Raw genomic sequence first — 16,049 nt, forward strand, 5'->3', positions numbered from 1 at the left:
TTCTCTCGGTGACACCTCAGGCTTACTTCTTGTAAGTTTCTTCTAATGAAAGCGATACAGACTCGGCACTTCACTTGCAAACATCTTCACAAGAAGAGGCAGCCATGGGCAGAAGAGCACCATGGCACCTCGAGAGGAAAAGAATGCGGAGGTGCTGAACCCTTACATTCAAGGAATTCCAGGAAGTTTGTACGCTATGAAATCAAGAACAGGAGAGAGTCTATGTTACACAAGTTGAAAAACACGACCCGCTATCTGATGATAGCCTTGGTAACCCTGGCCGCTGGCTTTGCCACCGGCTGCGGCAGCGATGGGAAGGACGGGGTGACAACCGTCATCCATGAGTACAAGGAGCTGGAGCCGGCGACGTTTAACGTACCAGGCCATGAACCCCGCCAGCTTCTGCCTTCTGAAATATCTGAAGTGACTGTAACCAATGGGGAGTTCACCGTAACCTTTACCGTCGATGGCCTTGAGGACGAGAGCAAGGTCGGTGTCGAGTTCACCATTGCCAAGTATGTTGACAGCGAAGGCGACTGGATCAGCATGCTGCAGCGCAATCGAATTTACAATCATAACAGTAGTGATCCTACCGCTGATTGTCACCTGGGCACAGAGGCTGCTTGTGATGAAAACGTAATCCGCGCCAGCAACCTGCGCATGGAAGGAGCAAACGCGTTGTCAGCCAATGCAGACGGTTCCTTCACCTGGACCATCAGCCATGGAGGCAGTGCCATCGATTTCACCCAGGGCGCGTACTGGACCCACACTGCCCCAACCGGAGCAGTGGCTGATCCCATTGTGACGAGCATCAATACACACGGCGCCTGGGATGCCGATGCGGTCTACCGTATCGGGGTGACCAGCCGTCAGGGCGAGCGCTTTACCGCAGTAGCCTATGTAAATGGCAGCGGTGCTTTTGTGGATAATCCCACTGCCACGGATACTGCCCTGCTCTCCTGTATTGATTGTCACGGTGACCGTGGCAATGGTCTCACCGCATTTGGAGCCCACAGTGACCGCCGTCACGACCCGCAGCTGTGCGCCAGCTGCCATAACCAGTGGACTTTTGACAGTTCCAACTCCACTGACACGGCCTGGGCTCCCGTGGACATGATGACCATGATCCACAAAATTCACGGAGATACCCCATACCCTATTGCTGAATCTACTTACGGCGAAATCCGCTTCCCCGACTGGGCATTTGGTCGTGGCAATGGGCCACAGAACTGCGCGGCATGTCACGTCAGTGGGGACAACTGGAATATCACCGTCCCGGCTATAAGTGATGGAAACGATGTAAACATTTCAAACTGCATCACTTGTCATACCGATGCGCCTTTCAACGCTACCGTGGCTCAAGATAATCATACCGCGAACACTGGACAAGCGAGCTGCGGTGCCTGCCATGGGCAAAACATGGATGCAATCCACAGCATAACCCCAACCCTCAGCGCCATCCAGGCGGCCAATGACTATGTGTTCGTGGTTCACAGTGTGGAGAAGGCAGTAGCCGGACAAGCACCTGTTGTGAAATGGTCCATTGAGAAAGATGGCGTGGCCATCGACCTTGCTGCGGCTGCTGCCCTTGGCAACTTTGAAGTGGCCATTGGCTGGGGTGCTGGTGACGACTTCACCAATGATGGCTTCAACCGTGGCACGAATGGTGCCCAGGGCCATCCCCAGTTTGTCTCCGTGACAGGTGACACAACCACCCTTGGAACAGGCAACACCATCGCCACCACGACATTTGCAGAGCCCCTTGTGGATGCCGCGGAAGCCGGTCGTTACGGTTACGTGACCATCATGGGTACCTTCAACACCGCCAGCGGTGGTATCACCATCGATGGTGAAAACATCAAACCGAATACCTATGTTGGCACTTTTGCCCTGGCAGCCACCAAGGTGGAAACCTTTGGTGAGCGTCGCCAGATTGTGGACACCGCCAGCTGTGTTGGCTGTCACACCGATGTCTACCGTCACCACACCCGCGCCAATGTGGATATCGTTGGCTGTATCGCCTGTCATAACGCCGGATCGCTCAGTCGTGACGCCAGCGCAGTACAGGGAACCGTGGACTTGATGTATATCGTGCACGCTATCCATGGCCTGGGCGAAAACCGTGACAAGTTTGAGCGACGCTATGCTGCCGCTGATGGCTTCATGTATCGTAACTACTCGGTAAATTATCCCAACACCATTGCAGACTGCACGGCATGTCACATGAATGACAGCCATAAGGCCGTGGATACCGGCAAGCGCCTCGGAGTGATTGCCAACTACGATGAAGGCGTGAACCTTCCCCACATGTCCACCTGCGTATCCTGCCATGCCGATGAAACAGGTACCTGGGAGCACTTCAGCATGATTGCTGCCGGAAAAGTCGGTAAGGGCTCCCATACTGACCTTGCTGCCGGCAATGCCCGCGAAGCATGCGCCATGTGCCATGAGTAATATCCTGTAACCCGGCACAGCCGGTCAGGCACGGGCCCGCATGGGCCCGTGTTCTCTCCGGGGTGCAATCAGCACCTGAACCTCGGAGACGCGGTGTATGCCGCATTCTTTCCTGATTCCGGGGGAGCCTGGCTCCCCCAATTTTCTCATGAAAAGGGAGTTTACGATGCCAGTGGTGTTACGCCTGCCTTTCCTCGCGGCTTTCAGTATGGTTTTGTTCGTTCTGCTCAGCACTGCTCTCTGCCAGTACGCCCAATGGTGATATTCTGACTCGCCAGGCCATGCTGAGTGCGCTTCACGCGGAGTGCAGCCAGGATGTCCCGGCCCCATACCGCGACATCTCACAGGAGTTCTCTCTCCTTCTTCTTCACAACCCCCATGACGATCTCTCTCGCCATGGGGGTTTGTCTCTTGGGAGCCTGACCGAAAACACTTGTCAACGCTCTGCATTCTGGTATTATTCTGAGCCTCTGAAACAGCGAATTCAGATATCACGAACGGTTTGTCAGCCGGCTAACAGCTTGCTGAAATACCTCAAATCATGCAGGCAATTGAAAAACCCACAGGTGCAAGACACCCGTAGAGCGAGGCGTGAAGCGTACTTCCCGTACGTTGCAGCAACGCGCGACAGCGGACAACACCGCAGATGGGGGTTTTTCAGCAGCCGGCTAACTCTTCAAGGAGGGTTCCATGCGTATACTGCTCTTTCTGGCTACCAACCTGGCGGTCATTGTCGTCGCCAGCATTACCCTGAGCCTGCTGGGCGTTGGTTCCATCCTGGATGCTTCGGGCACCGGGCTCAACCTGACCAGCCTGCTCATTTTCTGTTTTGTCTTCGGCATGTCCGGTTCTTTTGTCTCCCTGCTGCTTTCGAAATGGATAGCAAAAAAAGGGACTGGCACCGTTATCATCGAGCGCCCGCGTAACGAGCGCGAGCAGTGGCTTGTGCAGACGGTGCGTGAGCTTTCCCAGAAAGCCGGCATCGGCATGCCTGAAGTGGGCGTTTTTCCGGCTCAGCAGTCTAACGCCTTTGCCACCGGCTGGAATCGCAACAACGCCCTGGTGGCGGTGAGCCAGGGGATGCTCCAGCGTTTCAGTGACGAGGAGATCCGCGCCGTGCTCGGACATGAAATCGGCCACGTGGCCAACGGCGATATGGTAACCCTGGCCCTGATCCAGGGTGTGGTGAATACCTTTGTCATGTTTTTCGCCCGCATCATCGGTTACACCGTGGATCGCGTGGTCTTCAAGACCGAGCGTGGCCTGGGCATCGGCTATTACATCGTAACTATTGTGGCGGAGATCGTTCTGGCCATCCTGGCTTCCATGATCGTTTTCTGGTTCTCCCGTCGCCGTGAATACCGTGCCGATGCGGCTGGTGCCTCTCTGGCGGGAGCGGGCCCCATGATTGCCGCCCTTGAGCGCCTGAAGCGCGAGCAGGGGCTGCCCGATGAGATGCCAGAATCCATGAGTGCTTTCGGCATCAACTCCGGCGTTCGCACCGGCATCAAGCAGCTCTTCATGACGCACCCGCCCCTGGACGATCGTATCGCTGCCCTGCGTAATCGCAGATAAGGATTCTTCCATTACCAAAGGCCTGGAGCATCGTCTCCAGGCCTTTTTCAGGACACTGCCATGGATATACTGGACAATCTCTATTTTATCGCGGGAATAGCTCTGGCGGGTGGATTCAGCCACTGTATCGGCATGTGCGGCGGCATCGTGGTTGCCTACACTACCGCCAAGGGGGAAGCACTCAGCCGCTGGCAGCGTCTGAGTGGACACCTGCTCTATAACCTGGGGCGCACCACAACCTACGTGGCCATGGGCGCCCTGCTGGCGCTGCTGGGTATCGCCTTTCGACTTGACCGCACCCTGCACGGTATCTTCTTTGTGGCGGTGGCGCTGCTCATGGTTGTAATCGGCCTGCAGTTTCTGGGAGTGGGCCGGATTCCCCTGCTGTGGGATCCGGCTTCCAGCGGCGTTTTCCAACAAACCTTCCGCCGCTTTACCCGGAGCCCTTCGCTGTGGAGCTATTTCGGCCTGGGACTTTTGAACGGTCTGCTGCCCTGCGGTTTTGTCTACTTCTTTGCCGCCATGGCGGCAGCCAGCGGCTCACCCCTGCAGGGCGCGCTGATTATGGGGGTATTCGGGCTGTGCACCATTCCCCCCATGTATCTGCTGGCCATCTCCATCGACTTCTTCAAACGCTACCAGGGGCTGCGCAGGCTGCTCAACACTCTTGCTGGACTGAGCATCCTCTTCTTCGCGGCGGTTTTTCTCTACAAGGCTGCCAGGCTGACAGGGGTTTTTCCGGTCACTTAAAGCTGAACGTTCGCTCCCCGAAACGACAGGTTGTCTGCGTGTTCCAGATGATATGCTGAAATGGCGGAATGGTTCCGCACAACTGCGTCGCTTGACATTGCCCTCGCCTTGTCTATGAGTTTCTTTGCCACTTTGGACCCGCCCAAAGTGGCGCAAAAGCGGCCCCCAGTGCTGTCCTTTTCAGCCGCCCGCTTGCCTGGAACTGGGGACCGCAAACAACCGCCCTCCGTGGCTTTTGGTTTGCGGTTGCCGCCCTCGTGGCGGCAACCCTGCGGGTCCATAGCGTTCCAGTCGGCGCGTCCTGGCTGGGCCAGCACACGGGGGAGAGACAGAAACAGGCCGTTCCCCCCTGAGCCCGTCCGATGAGTGCGACGCCTGGCTGGCAAGACCCGAACGGGACACTCACAGGAAGTGAGTGGTCCGGCAGCACTGCAAGGATGCAGGGGTCAGGCAACGCAAAGAGGCCCAGGTGCAAGGCGCGGGCGAAGCGAAGGAGTGAGGCGTACTTCCCTGTACGTCGCAGTGACGAGCGATGCCCTGCAACGCAGCAGATGGGCCTCTTTGAGCAGCCTGCTGCCGGATCTCCAGAACAGGCGAGCAAACGAGCCGGAAAAACGGGCGTTCGGGGGGCGCGTTTTTGCGTCCTTTTTGCGCGGTCAAAAAGGACAATATCCGCAAACATAAAGACGAATACGAGATGACAAGCATGCAAAATGAACGCTGTTTCTGCGCGGTAAGCATTGGTACAATATCACCTTAATTCGAGGCGATAAGATGCAATGCTTCAGTTCAAAGCCTGCTAGACAGCCTGCTCCATCTCGCACTGCTTCAGATACTCTTTCAGTGTGGGGCACTGTTCCAGCTGATCATAGGAGAGGATGCTGGGCAGGCGCGTGAAAAAGAGGTGCATCTTCTCCAGGATCTCGCCGTGGAAGTCCATGGCGCGGTCCTCTGCTTCCAGGTAGCTTTCTCCTGGCAGTTTTTCAAAGGGTGCCGTGGTCCTGATGTATTCGGAAAACTCCGGGCAGAAGTCTTCAACATCAGGCAGAAATTTCTCATATACCGCCCTTGCTTTGGCGTACTCTTTTTTGACCATGGTGTAGGTCTGTTCAAAACGATGGATGGTTTCCGCCACTGGCTCCGTTGATCGCATCTGATTGAGTATCTGGCGCATTTTTTCATCGGTCATTGGTTCCATACATCCTCCTGGAATATTGCTTTTGACATGGTGGCGTGTTACATATGCAAATCAATCACCAACTTACGCCACGCGTTCTTCAGTGGACGTGAGGCTTTTTTCTTTTAAGGAGATAGAACTATGTCCCTCGTCTTTGAAACACACCCCGACGCCCTGAGAGTCACCCTGCTGTCCCCGGCTCAACTGGAAGGAATTTCCCATGCCCAGGAGCTCAAGCGGTTGGGTTTTTTCGCAAAGCCCAAGGAATCTGTGATTTATAAAAATGGCAGCGACTATCTTCTCTATGTGGGCTGTGATGAAAAATCTTCAGACCGCTTCATGGTTGCTGGAGCAGTCGCCCTGAAAGTGGCTCGCAAAGCGCGCTTCTCCCATATGGCTTTCTCAGTGGATAGCGGCGAAGCTGCCCGCGATTGCGCCATGGGCGCGGTGTTGGCTTCCTACATCTACACCAGAACCAGAAGTGTTGACGAAAAAGACCCCCAGTGGCAGGTACAAGGGCTTTTTTGCACCAGTCATGAAACTGACTTCCAGGAAGGCATGGCCATCGCGGCTTCCATGAACTTCACCCGCGAGCTGGGCGATCTGCCGGGAAATATCGTCACTCCGGCCTCTCTGGCCCAAACCGCCACCCAGCTGGCGCAACAGTTTGGCTTTGAATGCACCGTCATTGACCAGGAAGAGGCCGCGAAGCTTGGCATGGGAGCGTTTTACAGTGTTGCCAAGGGAAGTGCTCAACCGGGAAAAATGATCATCCTGCGCAATACCTCACCAGAGAAGAAAGCTCCCCTGATGCTGGTGGGCAAGGGCCTCACCTTTGACACCGGCGGCATTTCCATCAAGCCATCGGCATCCATGGAAGAGATGAAGTATGATATGTGCGGAGGCGCAGCGGTTCTGGGTGCCTTTCACCTGATGGGCTCGCTGGGGATCCGCAAGGATGTGGTGGGCATAGTCCCGGCTGCGGAGAACATGCCCAGCGGCACCGCCAACAAGCCGGGCGATATCGTCACCGCCTGCAACGGCAAGACCATAGAAGTCATCAACACTGACGCCGAAGGTCGCCTGATTCTGTGCGATGCCCTGGCCCATGGCACAAAAACCTTTCAACCCTCCGCCATTGTGGATATCGCGACTCTCACCGGCGCCTGCGTCGTGGCCCTGGGCTCCCATGCCATCGGCGTCATCTCCAATAATGACGAGTACGCCCGCGAAGTGACCGCGAAAGGAGCGATTCTTCACGAACGCCTGTGGCAACTGCCCGCCTACGCTGAGTACGACGAGCAGCTGAAGAGCGATTTCGCCGACATGCAGAATGTGGGCGGCAAGGAAGCGGGAACCATCACCGCTGGTCTTTTCCTGCAGAAATTTGTCCCCGAAAACACCCCCTGGGTACACCTGGACGTGGCGGGTACCGCCTGGGATGGAAAGAAGGAGTACTTCCATAAAAAAGGTGCCACTGGCAGCGGCGTGCGCACCTTCTACGCTCTGATCAAGGATCTCTAAAGCATGTCCTTCGCGCAGCCGCCACTGATTTACAATCAGCACGGCAGCATCCGGCATGTTGGTGTGGAACTGGAGTATACACACGTTGAGCCATTAATGGTCGTGCGGGATATACAGAAACTGTGGGGTGGCCGGCACCATGAGGTGAATTCCCATGTCCACAAGATCAAGGATACTGAGCTGGGTGATTTCACCGTGGAGCTCGACTCCATTCTCCTGAGCTCTGGAAAGTATACCGAGTTCCTGCAGAAGATGGGTGTCGATGGTGACACCCTGATTCTGGGAGATGACCTGGAAGCCTTGTTGGCCAACGTGGCTTCTGTACTGGTTCCCTATGAGCTGGTAACGCCACCACTGCCCATGGATCAGCTCCACCATGCCGAGACCCTGCGGGAGTGCCTTCGGCAGCGCGGCGCCCTGGGTACCAGGTCAGCATGGCGATTTGCCTTCGGCCTGCACTTCAACCCGGAGGTGCCAAGCTTTGAGGTATCCTCAATCCTGGCTCACCTGCAGGCATTCTGTGTACTCTACCCCTGGATATTCCGCGAATCTGCCATCGACTACACCAGACGCATCAGCCCCTATATTGATGAATTTCCGGCAGAGTATCTGAAACTCATACTCCAGCCAGAGTACGCTCCAGATATGGGCCAGCTGATAGAGCACTACCTGGAGCACAATCCCACCCGCAACCGCCCCCTGGACATGCTGCCCCTGTTCAGCCACATAGCTCCTGATCTGGTAGACCGTTACCCCATCGAAAGTGAGCTCAATAAAAGCCGCCCGACCTTTCACTATCGCCTGCCCAACAGTCTGGTAGATGAAGAAGACTGGCACATTGCCCATCCGTGGCGCTACTGGGTTGAGGTGGAAAAACTGGCTGCCAACAGCCATGTTCTTCACGCCATGTCCCAGGAGCTGCTTGAACTTCTGCACAGCCCCCTGAGCATTATCAGCTGGCAATGGCCCGGCAAGGTTGAGGGTTGGCTGCAGTGAACCCACGACCGATTATAGGCGTGACTGGTCCCCACACCGGCGGACTGGCAGCCTGGTGGTCGTGCCGGCTGGCAATAGGTTTTTGCGGCGGGCGCGCCCGTCGTATCACAGTATCTTCCCCCGCTGACATTCAGAGCATTGACGGACTGATCATCGGCGGAGGCGCTGACGTCAGTCCTTCGCTCTACACAGATGAACCCGATGAAAATGAAGCCGTCTGGCGCGAATTCCGCTGGAAAAACCTCGTCAGCGCCATCGTATTTGCTCCGTTCTTTCTGGTTCTGCGCCTGCTCCTGAGCACCAAAAATCCCAGAACCATTGACCAGATGAGAGATACGCTGGAAAAAGAGCTAATCCAGCAGGCACTTGCTCGGGACATACCTCTGCTCGGTATCTGCCGGGGCGCACAACTTCTTAACGTGGTCTGCGGAGGAACCCTCCTGCGCGATATCTCTTCAATGTACGAAGAGGTCCCACGACTGCGCACCATACTCCCTCGCAAACAGGTACAGTTGGCAGGTGGTTCAAAACTCGCCGCCTGCACCGGCACCAACGTACTCCTGGTCAATGCCCTGCACGATCAGGCAATTGATCACGCCGGTGAGGAAATTCTTGTCTGCGCCCGTGAGGAAAGTGGTATAGTGCAGGCCATCGAACACAGCAAAAAGACTTTTACGATCGGCGTGCAGTGGCATCCGGAGTACCTTGTTTACCGGCGTGACCAGAGAGCGCTCTTTTGCGCTCTCGTTGACGCGACCCGCAAAACCATAAAGGAAAAAACATGCAAGACTGGCTGAAAAAATCCCTGCAGGGCCTGGGTCTGGTTCTTCCCCTGGCACTGACGCTCTATATCCTGTACTGGCTCATCTCAACAGTGGAAAACCTGATCGGCTCCGGTTTGCGCTTCTTTCTGCCCGGCAGCATCTACTTCCCTGGCCTGGGAATTCTGGCCAGCATCGCGCTGTTGCTGCTGATCGGCTGGATGGTCAATCTCTACCTGTTCCGCCAGGTTATTGAAATAGGCGAAAGGCTCCTGCAGCGTATTCCCCTGGTGAAGACCGCCCTGACCGGCCTGCAGGATCTCATGCTCTTTGTCACCAGGAGTAAAGAACAAAAGCAGTTCGGCTCCGTCGTCACCATTGAATATCAGGGAATGAAGCTGATCGGCTTTGTCACCGACCACCAGGGGGGACAGACCATCGGCTCCGACAATCCCGACGACGTGGCTGTCTATATTCCCCTGAGCTACCAGATCGGCGGATTTACGGTCTATGTGGATCGCGCGCGCCTGACCTCCCTTGATCTCAGCGTAGAAGACGCCATGCGCATTGTTCTCACGGCCAATATGACCAAACGTAAAGAGAGATAACCAAACCATGTACACCCTCTACACCATCAGCCTGGGCTGCTCAAAAAACCTTGTGGATACGGAACGCATGCTGGCGCGCCTGCTGCGCCGCCCCGTCGACCCGGTGGATGACCCCGCGGCTGCAGACATTATCTTCATCAACACCTGTGGCTTCATCCTGGACGCCAAGGATGAGTCCATCTCCACCATTGTCGAGCACTCCCAGTTTAAGCAGGACGGACGCTGCCAGGTGCTCATCGTGGCAGGCTGCCTGGTGACGCTCTATGAACAGCAACTGCGCCAGGAACTACCAGAGGTGGATATCTTTATCGACACCAAGGAGTCCAGCATGGAGTCCATCGGGGATCAGCTGTCCCGCAGGCTGGTGAACTTCACCCCCCAGGATCACCTGGAAGCCCTTCCCGGCGAGCGACTCCTGACCACTCCATCCTATATGGCCTACTTGAAAATCGCTGAAGGCTGCAGCAACACCTGTACCTACTGCGTGATTCCACGCATACGCGGCCCCTACCAGTCCGTCCCGCAGGAAAAACTCGTGAGCGAGGCCCGGGAACTGGCCGCTAGTGGTGTGCGCGAGCTGGTGCTCATCAGTCAGGATTCCACCGAGTACGGCCTGGATCTCTACGGCAAACGCAGTCTGGCACCTCTGTTGGCAGAGCTGGCAAAGATTGAAAACCTCCACTGGATACGGGTTCTCTACACGTACCCCAACCACTTTGACGACGAACTCATCGAGACCATCGCCCGTGAACCGAAAATCTGCAAGTATGTGGATATTCCCTTTCAGCATATGAGCAATTCGGTGCTCAAACGCATGAACCGCCATATCCGTGTCGAACAGATGGAAAACCTGGTGCAGCGCCTTCGCCAACGCATCCCTGGCATTGCCATCCGTACTACCATGCTCACCGGATTTCCCGGCGAGACTGAAGCGGACTTTCAGGCATTGCTGGAAGGGGTGGAGCGCGTGGAGTTCGATCACCTGGGAGCCTTTGCCTACTCCGATGAGGAGCTGGCCGCTTCCCATAAGCTTCCGGGAAAAGTAAACCCCGACACGGCCAGGGAGCGGGCTGAAGCCCTGATGGAGCTCCAGCACAGCATCTCCCTGCGCCGCAATGAACAGAGGGTCGGCCAGACCTTTGAAGTTCTGGTGGAGGGAATCAGCCAGGAGACGGAGCTGCTGCTGCAGGGTCGAGCCAGCTTCCAGGCTCCGGAAGTGGACGGACATATCCTCATCAATGATGGCACTGCTCATCCCGGTGACTTTGTGATGGTGCGTATTGAACAGGCGCTGCCCTATGATCTGGTAGGTGGAATGGTCGATTCATGATCCCGTCAACACCCGACGCTGATGCTGAACGCTTCATGGCAGTTGCCCTGGAGGAAGCGAGACAGGCCGCGCAGCGGGGCGAAGTTCCCGTAGGCGCAGTCATTGTGCGCCATGGCGAAATCATCGCCCGGGCCGGCAACCGCAAGGAAGAGCACCGTGACCCCACTGCCCACGCCGAAGTGCTCGCCATTCGCGAGGCGGCCGCAGCCTGCGCCAACTGGCGTCTGGAGGACGTGGAGCTTTATGTTACCCTGGAACCCTGCGTCATGTGCTGTGGTGCCATCATCGCGGCCCGCATTCCCCGCGTCTACTATGCCTGTTCCGATGAAAAATATGGTGGCATCAGCCTCTTCGCCATGACCGCCGACCAGCGGCTGAACCATCAGGTGGATGCGCGCAGGGGACTTCTGGAACAGCGCTGCCGGCAACTGCTGGAGACTTTTTTCTCCACAAGGCGCGCGGAACACCCTCCGCTGCCATACATCCACACAGGCCCGTAAGCAATGCCTGAGAAGGTTCGTCCCATTCAGATACACAGCCACTTTCAACCGATCATCAGCCTTGCCCATCGCCGCGTTGTCGGCTATGAAGCCCTGCTGCGGGCACAAACCGGAACTGACACTTCCTGTTCGCCTGCCGACGCCTTTGCGCTGGCGGTACAGGAAAACCGTGTGCACCAGTTCGACCGGGAATGCATCGCTACCCATATCCGCAACTTCAGCCATTTGAACACCGAGGATCAGTGGCTCTTCCTCAACCTGCGCGCCGAAACCATCCAACCCGGCAACCAGCGCTCGGAACTGCTGGAGAAATTCCTGAAGCGACAGAACCTCGCCAGTGAACGCATTGTCCTGGAGATCCTCGAAGATGCCGTCGCGGACCCCTTACGGCTCAAGGATTTTGTCCACTACTACCGGGAGGCGGGATTCTTCATCGCCATAGATGACTTTGGCACGGGCCAATCCAACTTTGACCGCATCTGGCAGATTGAGCCCCACATCGTCAAGCTTGACCGCTCAATGCTCGTCAACGCCCGCAACAATCCCCGGCGGCAGCGCTGGCTGGCGCGCTGTGTTGCCCTCCTGCGAGAAACCGGTGCCCTGGTCCTGCTGGAAGGGGTAGAAACCGAAGATGACGCCCTGCTGGCCTTGGACAGTGAATGCGAACTGGCCCAGGGATACTACTTTGCCCGCCCTTCCCCCACAGGCTCCTACCATGGAGAACAGCTTTCTGGCGCCATACAGAAACTGCACCAACAGACACTCCAGCAGCAGCTTAACCGCCAGCGCAACCAGGAACGCAAACAGGCCACTCTGAAGCGAAGACTCAAGGAGGCCGCCGTCAGCCTGGAGCACGGACTGGAATTCCATCAGGCAACTCAACCACTGCAGTCGCATCCGGCCATCGAACGCATCTACCTGCTGGATGCCGAGGGTATTCAGATCGTGGAAAACCTCTACCCCGGGGAGCGCACTGCCGCCGCCAAAGTCTATGCTCCGTTTCGGCGGACCACTGGCGCTCTCTGGGCCCGCAGAAGTTACTTTCGCAACGCCCTGGAACAGCCGGGCGCAGTTCAGGTGTCAGCACCCTATCTGGGGCTGCCCGACGCCACCCTGGATGTGACCCTCTCCATTGCTCTGCACAATGGAAAGAGCGGTCATTTTCACGTTCTCTGTGCCGATCTGCCTGCGGGCTGGCTGGAAGAGGAACCATTATAAACATGAACTGAAGTTCCGCACCTTGTAGCACTGAGCTAAGGTGTTGTTATCATGAAATTTACCATGCGGAAACAGTGTTTATTTTGCGCATTTGACTCATCTGGTATCTCTTTTCGTTTTGCCCTTTTTGACCGCGCAAAAAGGGCGCAAAAACGCGCCCCCCGAACGCCCGTTTTTCCGGATCATTGCTCGCCTGTTCTGGAGATCCGGCAGACACTGCATCCCTGCAGTGCTGCCGGACCACTCACTTCCTGTGAGTGCCCCTTCGGGTCTTACCAGCCAGGCGTCGCACTCACCGGACGGGCTCAGGGGGGAATGGCCTGTATCTGTCTTTCCCCCGTGTGCTGGCCCAGCCAGTACGCTGCCCTTAGAACACTATGGACCCGCAGGGTTGCCGCCATGAGGGCGGCAACCGCAAACCCAAAGCCACGGAGGGCGGTTGTTTGCGGTCCCCAGTTCCAGGCAAGCGGATGACTGATAAGGACACCCAGCCACTTTTTGCGGGTAAAAAGTGGCAAGGGAAATCCTGCGTAATGGCGTCGGAATGTCTAAAGACGCAGTCTGCGCAGAACCATTTCCGCCATTCCAGCATGGCATCAGGATCGGCGCAAAGAATCTGCCGTTTCGGGGGTGCGAAAGTAAAGCATGAAGTAACTTTCGCACCTCACTTCGCTCAGAAACGCTGCTGCCACCCCACGCCCATAACGGGCCTGCGCTGCTCATAGTAGTCGCGGACGGCGTCGTCAACGGCCTGCTGGTTATGAAGACGAGCGCTGTTGATCGCATTGAAGATATTTCCCCCGTACCAGCCAATCCCGAAAACCCCCACCCCGGCGGCCAGTAGTGTATGCCCGGCGTCCACTGCGGAAACTGTGGCGCCAAGAAAGATCAGATTGACCGTAAAGGCCACTGCCGCGTCCACAGGTCGTCCAGCGTACAGCTGGCCGGCTCCGGGCAGCACGGCCGAGAGTGAACCGGCGAGAGGCAGGCTTTTGCGCGATATGGAAATATCCTCAATGGACGCGTTCAACCGGGGATCAAGCTCCAGCGCCAGCTGCCTCTGATCCAGGGCCAGGTAGACCGCACTGAGGCGGGCGGTGACCTCCCCCAGCTGCGCCTCACTGGGCCACGTGTCGTAATAGAACTCAAGGTAGGCGCGGGCTTCCCCATAGCGTCCCGCGTCGAAAAGCAGGCGACCGGCTTCCGCCACGGCCGGAGCCGCCGCAGCATGTCTTTCAAGCATCATGTCCTCAAGGGAATGCAGCCCCTGATCCAGCTGCCCCCCCGCGAAGTACGCCAACACCATTTCCACTCGTACATGCGGACGCTGCTCATCTTCCGGGGCCAGGCTGTAGAGGTAGCGCTTATATTCTGTTATGGCCCGGTAGTACTCACCGGAAGCCACCAGGTGACGGGCAAATCCCAGCACATCCTGCTGGGCGGCGGTCAGGCCAGCGGGGAGGCTCATCAACAGCAAGAGGGTACAGAGCAGACGCATGGTACTCCTTTCCTTTACGGGTGCAATATCCAGTAAAAGTAGCAGGGATCCTTTTGCAACGCCATTGCGAATTGCTGATATTTGTGCGATACCCTGAGTACCCGCAGTGGCAACAGGCAGGCAGGAGGCAATCATGGGACAGGGCAGCGAAAATCTGGCGCATATCTTCCATAAAGTTGAAACTCAACAGTGTCTTGCCAAGGACGAATACAAGGCCAGCATCAAGGAGCTACGCCTGAACCTCCTGCAGCTCCAGGCACAGGCCCGTGAGCTTTCCATTCCGGTGGTAATTCTGATTGTCGGCCTTGATGGTTCCGGCCGTGGTGACGCCCTCAACCTGATGGCGGAATTCCTTGACCCTCGCCATATCAATACCCATAACCTCTGGTCGCCCACCGATGAAGAGCTGCAACGTCCGCTTTTCTGGCGCTACTGGCGCGCCATGCCCGCCACCGGGGAAATCGGTGTCTTCTTCAACGGCTGGTATCGTGATCCTTTCTATGAAAATGCTCTCGGCTCCATGGGCGACGAGGATTTTGAGCGCAAGATGCGCTCTATTTCCCGCTTTGAAAAGATGCTGGTGGATGACGGGGCTCTGGTGCTGAAATTCTGGTTTCACCTGACCGCCAAAGCGCAGCGTGAACGTATCCGCACCTATCGCAAAAATCCCGGCTCCGGCTTTATCGTCACCCGTGAGGAGATCGAGCGGGTGGAGCACTACAGCCAGCTGGTGCACACCGCCGCCCGCGGCATCACGGTCACCAATACCACCGAGGCCCCCTGGTTCCTCATAGACTCTTATGACAGGCGCTTTCGCGATGTGCAGTTTCTGCAGAACCTTGCAGAAGGCTTTCGGCAGGCCATTGAGAAGAAACAGAGCGCCCCGGTTCACACCACCTCGACGGCACCACTTTCCCACTGGGAAAACACCGCGTCGATTCTGGATGCCGTGGATCTGGAGCGCTCTGTGGAGGGCAACGGCTACGCCAAACAGCTCAAAGCCCAGCAGAAACGGCTGGGAACCGCTGCATGGAAAGCACTGGAGCAGGGCATATCCAGCATCATTATCTTTGAAGGCTGGGACGCAGCGGGCAAGGGCGGCACCATCAGACGTATGGTACAAGCCATGGATGCCCGTCTCTACAAGGTTATTTCCGTCGCGGCTCCCACCGACGAGGAAAAAAAGCACCACTACCTGTGGCGCTTCTGGCGTCATGTGCCCCGCGCTGGTTTTGTGACTATATATGACCGTTCATGGTATGGCCGCGTGCTGGTGGAGCGCGTTGAAGAGCTGGCGCAGTTCCATGAGTGGAACCGCGCTTACCAGGAAATCAACGATTTTGAGTACCAGCTGGTGCGCCACGGCATTGTGGTGGTGAAGTTCTGGCTGCATATCAGCCATGAAGAGCAGCTGCAGCGCTTTCGACACCGTCAGGAAACGCCCTGGAAGCAGCACAAGATCACCGAAGAGGATTGGCGTAACCGCGACAAGTGGGATCAGTACAAGCGTGCTGTCGATGATATGGTGGCCAAGACCAGCACGACCCTTGCCCCTTGGCATATTATTCCCGCCAATTCCAAAAGGAGCGCGCGGGTGGAAGTGATCCGCACAGTCAGCGACGCGCTGGAAGTCGCGATCAGAAAATAAGGAGGACTCC

Annotated in this window: 13 protein-coding genes; 11 read left to right on the forward strand and 2 right to left on the reverse strand. The window is 56.8% G+C overall.

Features of this window, described 5'->3' with window-relative positions:
* Nucleotides 1–222: 222 nt before the first annotated feature.
* The 3 genes from ACZ46I_RS10830 to ACZ46I_RS10840 all read left to right on the forward strand — a co-directional run bounded on the left by ACZ46I_RS10830 (nt 223) and on the right by ACZ46I_RS10840 (nt 4,779).
* Complete coding sequence (locus tag ACZ46I_RS10830; protein WP_464280785.1) at nt 223–2,454, forward strand: OmcA/MtrC family decaheme c-type cytochrome; 2,232 nt, start codon at nt 223–225, stop codon at nt 2,452–2,454.
* Nucleotides 2,455–3,144: 690 nt separating this feature from the next.
* Entirely contained in the window at nt 3,145–4,029 is an 885-nt protein-coding gene (htpX, locus tag ACZ46I_RS10835) for a protease HtpX (protein WP_013505839.1), read from the forward strand.
* A gap of 60 nt (nt 4,030–4,089) precedes the next feature.
* The gene (locus ACZ46I_RS10840) at nt 4,090–4,779 is read left to right on the forward strand and encodes a sulfite exporter TauE/SafE family protein (protein ID WP_464280786.1); all 690 of its coding nucleotides are present in this window, start codon (nt 4,090–4,092) and stop codon (nt 4,777–4,779) included.
* Nucleotides 4,780–5,578: 799 nt separating this feature from the next.
* On the opposite strand, the gene ACZ46I_RS10845 is transcribed toward ACZ46I_RS10840, so the two are convergent.
* Entirely contained in the window at nt 5,579–5,977 is a 399-nt protein-coding gene (locus ACZ46I_RS10845) for a hypothetical protein (protein WP_464280787.1), read from the reverse strand.
* Nucleotides 5,978–6,097: 120 nt separating this feature from the next.
* Here ACZ46I_RS10845 and ACZ46I_RS10850 point away from each other — a divergent pair, with 120 nt between their 5' ends.
* Genes ACZ46I_RS10850 through ACZ46I_RS10880 form a run of 7 tightly spaced genes read left to right on the forward strand, consistent with a single transcriptional unit; the run spans nt 6,098 to nt 12,893 of the window.
* A complete protein-coding gene (locus ACZ46I_RS10850) occupies nt 6,098–7,480 on the forward strand; it encodes a leucyl aminopeptidase (RefSeq protein ID WP_464280788.1) in 1,383 nt (460 codons plus the stop codon).
* Between the two features lie 3 nt (nt 7,481–7,483).
* Nucleotides 7,484–8,476 (forward strand): amidoligase family protein, encoded by a 993-nt coding sequence (locus ACZ46I_RS10855; RefSeq protein ID WP_464280789.1) that lies wholly within the window; start codon nt 7,484–7,486, stop codon nt 8,474–8,476.
* Nucleotides 8,473–9,273 carry a gamma-glutamyl-gamma-aminobutyrate hydrolase family protein gene (locus tag ACZ46I_RS10860; protein ID WP_464280790.1) on the forward strand — a complete coding sequence of 267 codons (801 nt, stop codon included), beginning with the start codon at nt 8,473–8,475 and terminating at the stop codon, nt 9,271–9,273. The genes ACZ46I_RS10855 and ACZ46I_RS10860 overlap by 4 nt, the downstream gene beginning before the upstream one ends.
* Nucleotides 9,258–9,845, forward strand: coding sequence for a DUF502 domain-containing protein (locus ACZ46I_RS10865; protein WP_013505832.1), 588 nt, complete (start codon nt 9,258–9,260; stop codon nt 9,843–9,845). The genes ACZ46I_RS10860 and ACZ46I_RS10865 overlap by 16 nt, the downstream gene beginning before the upstream one ends.
* 7 nt (nt 9,846–9,852) lie before the next feature.
* On the forward strand, nt 9,853–11,175 hold the full coding sequence (gene rimO / locus ACZ46I_RS10870) for a 30S ribosomal protein S12 methylthiotransferase RimO (RefSeq protein ID WP_464280791.1): 1,323 nt from the start codon (nt 9,853–9,855) through the stop codon (nt 11,173–11,175).
* Nucleotides 11,172–11,675, forward strand: a complete 504-nt coding sequence (gene tadA / locus ACZ46I_RS10875) for a tRNA adenosine(34) deaminase TadA (protein WP_464280792.1) — start codon at nt 11,172–11,174, stop codon at nt 11,673–11,675. Before rimO ends, tadA begins: the two co-directional genes overlap by 4 nt.
* Nucleotides 11,676–11,678: 3 nt before the next feature.
* Nucleotides 11,679–12,893: a sensor domain-containing phosphodiesterase gene (locus ACZ46I_RS10880; protein WP_226508990.1), complete on the forward strand. Its 1,215-nt coding sequence runs from the start codon at nt 11,679–11,681 to the stop codon at nt 12,891–12,893.
* A gap of 673 nt (nt 12,894–13,566) precedes the next feature.
* On the opposite strand, the gene ACZ46I_RS10885 is transcribed toward ACZ46I_RS10880, so the two are convergent.
* Nucleotides 13,567–14,391, reverse strand: a complete 825-nt coding sequence (locus tag ACZ46I_RS10885) for a tetratricopeptide repeat protein (protein WP_464280793.1) — start codon at nt 14,389–14,391, stop codon at nt 13,567–13,569.
* A 133-nt stretch (nt 14,392–14,524) separates the two neighbouring features.
* Between ACZ46I_RS10885 and pap the strand changes: the two genes are divergently transcribed.
* The gene (pap, locus tag ACZ46I_RS10890; protein ID WP_464280794.1) at nt 14,525–16,039 is read left to right on the forward strand and encodes a polyphosphate:AMP phosphotransferase; all 1,515 of its coding nucleotides are present in this window, start codon (nt 14,525–14,527) and stop codon (nt 16,037–16,039) included.
* Nucleotides 16,040–16,049 lie beyond the last annotated feature (10 nt).

The sequence above is a fragment of the Desulfurispirillum alkaliphilum genome, from assembly GCF_055378285.1.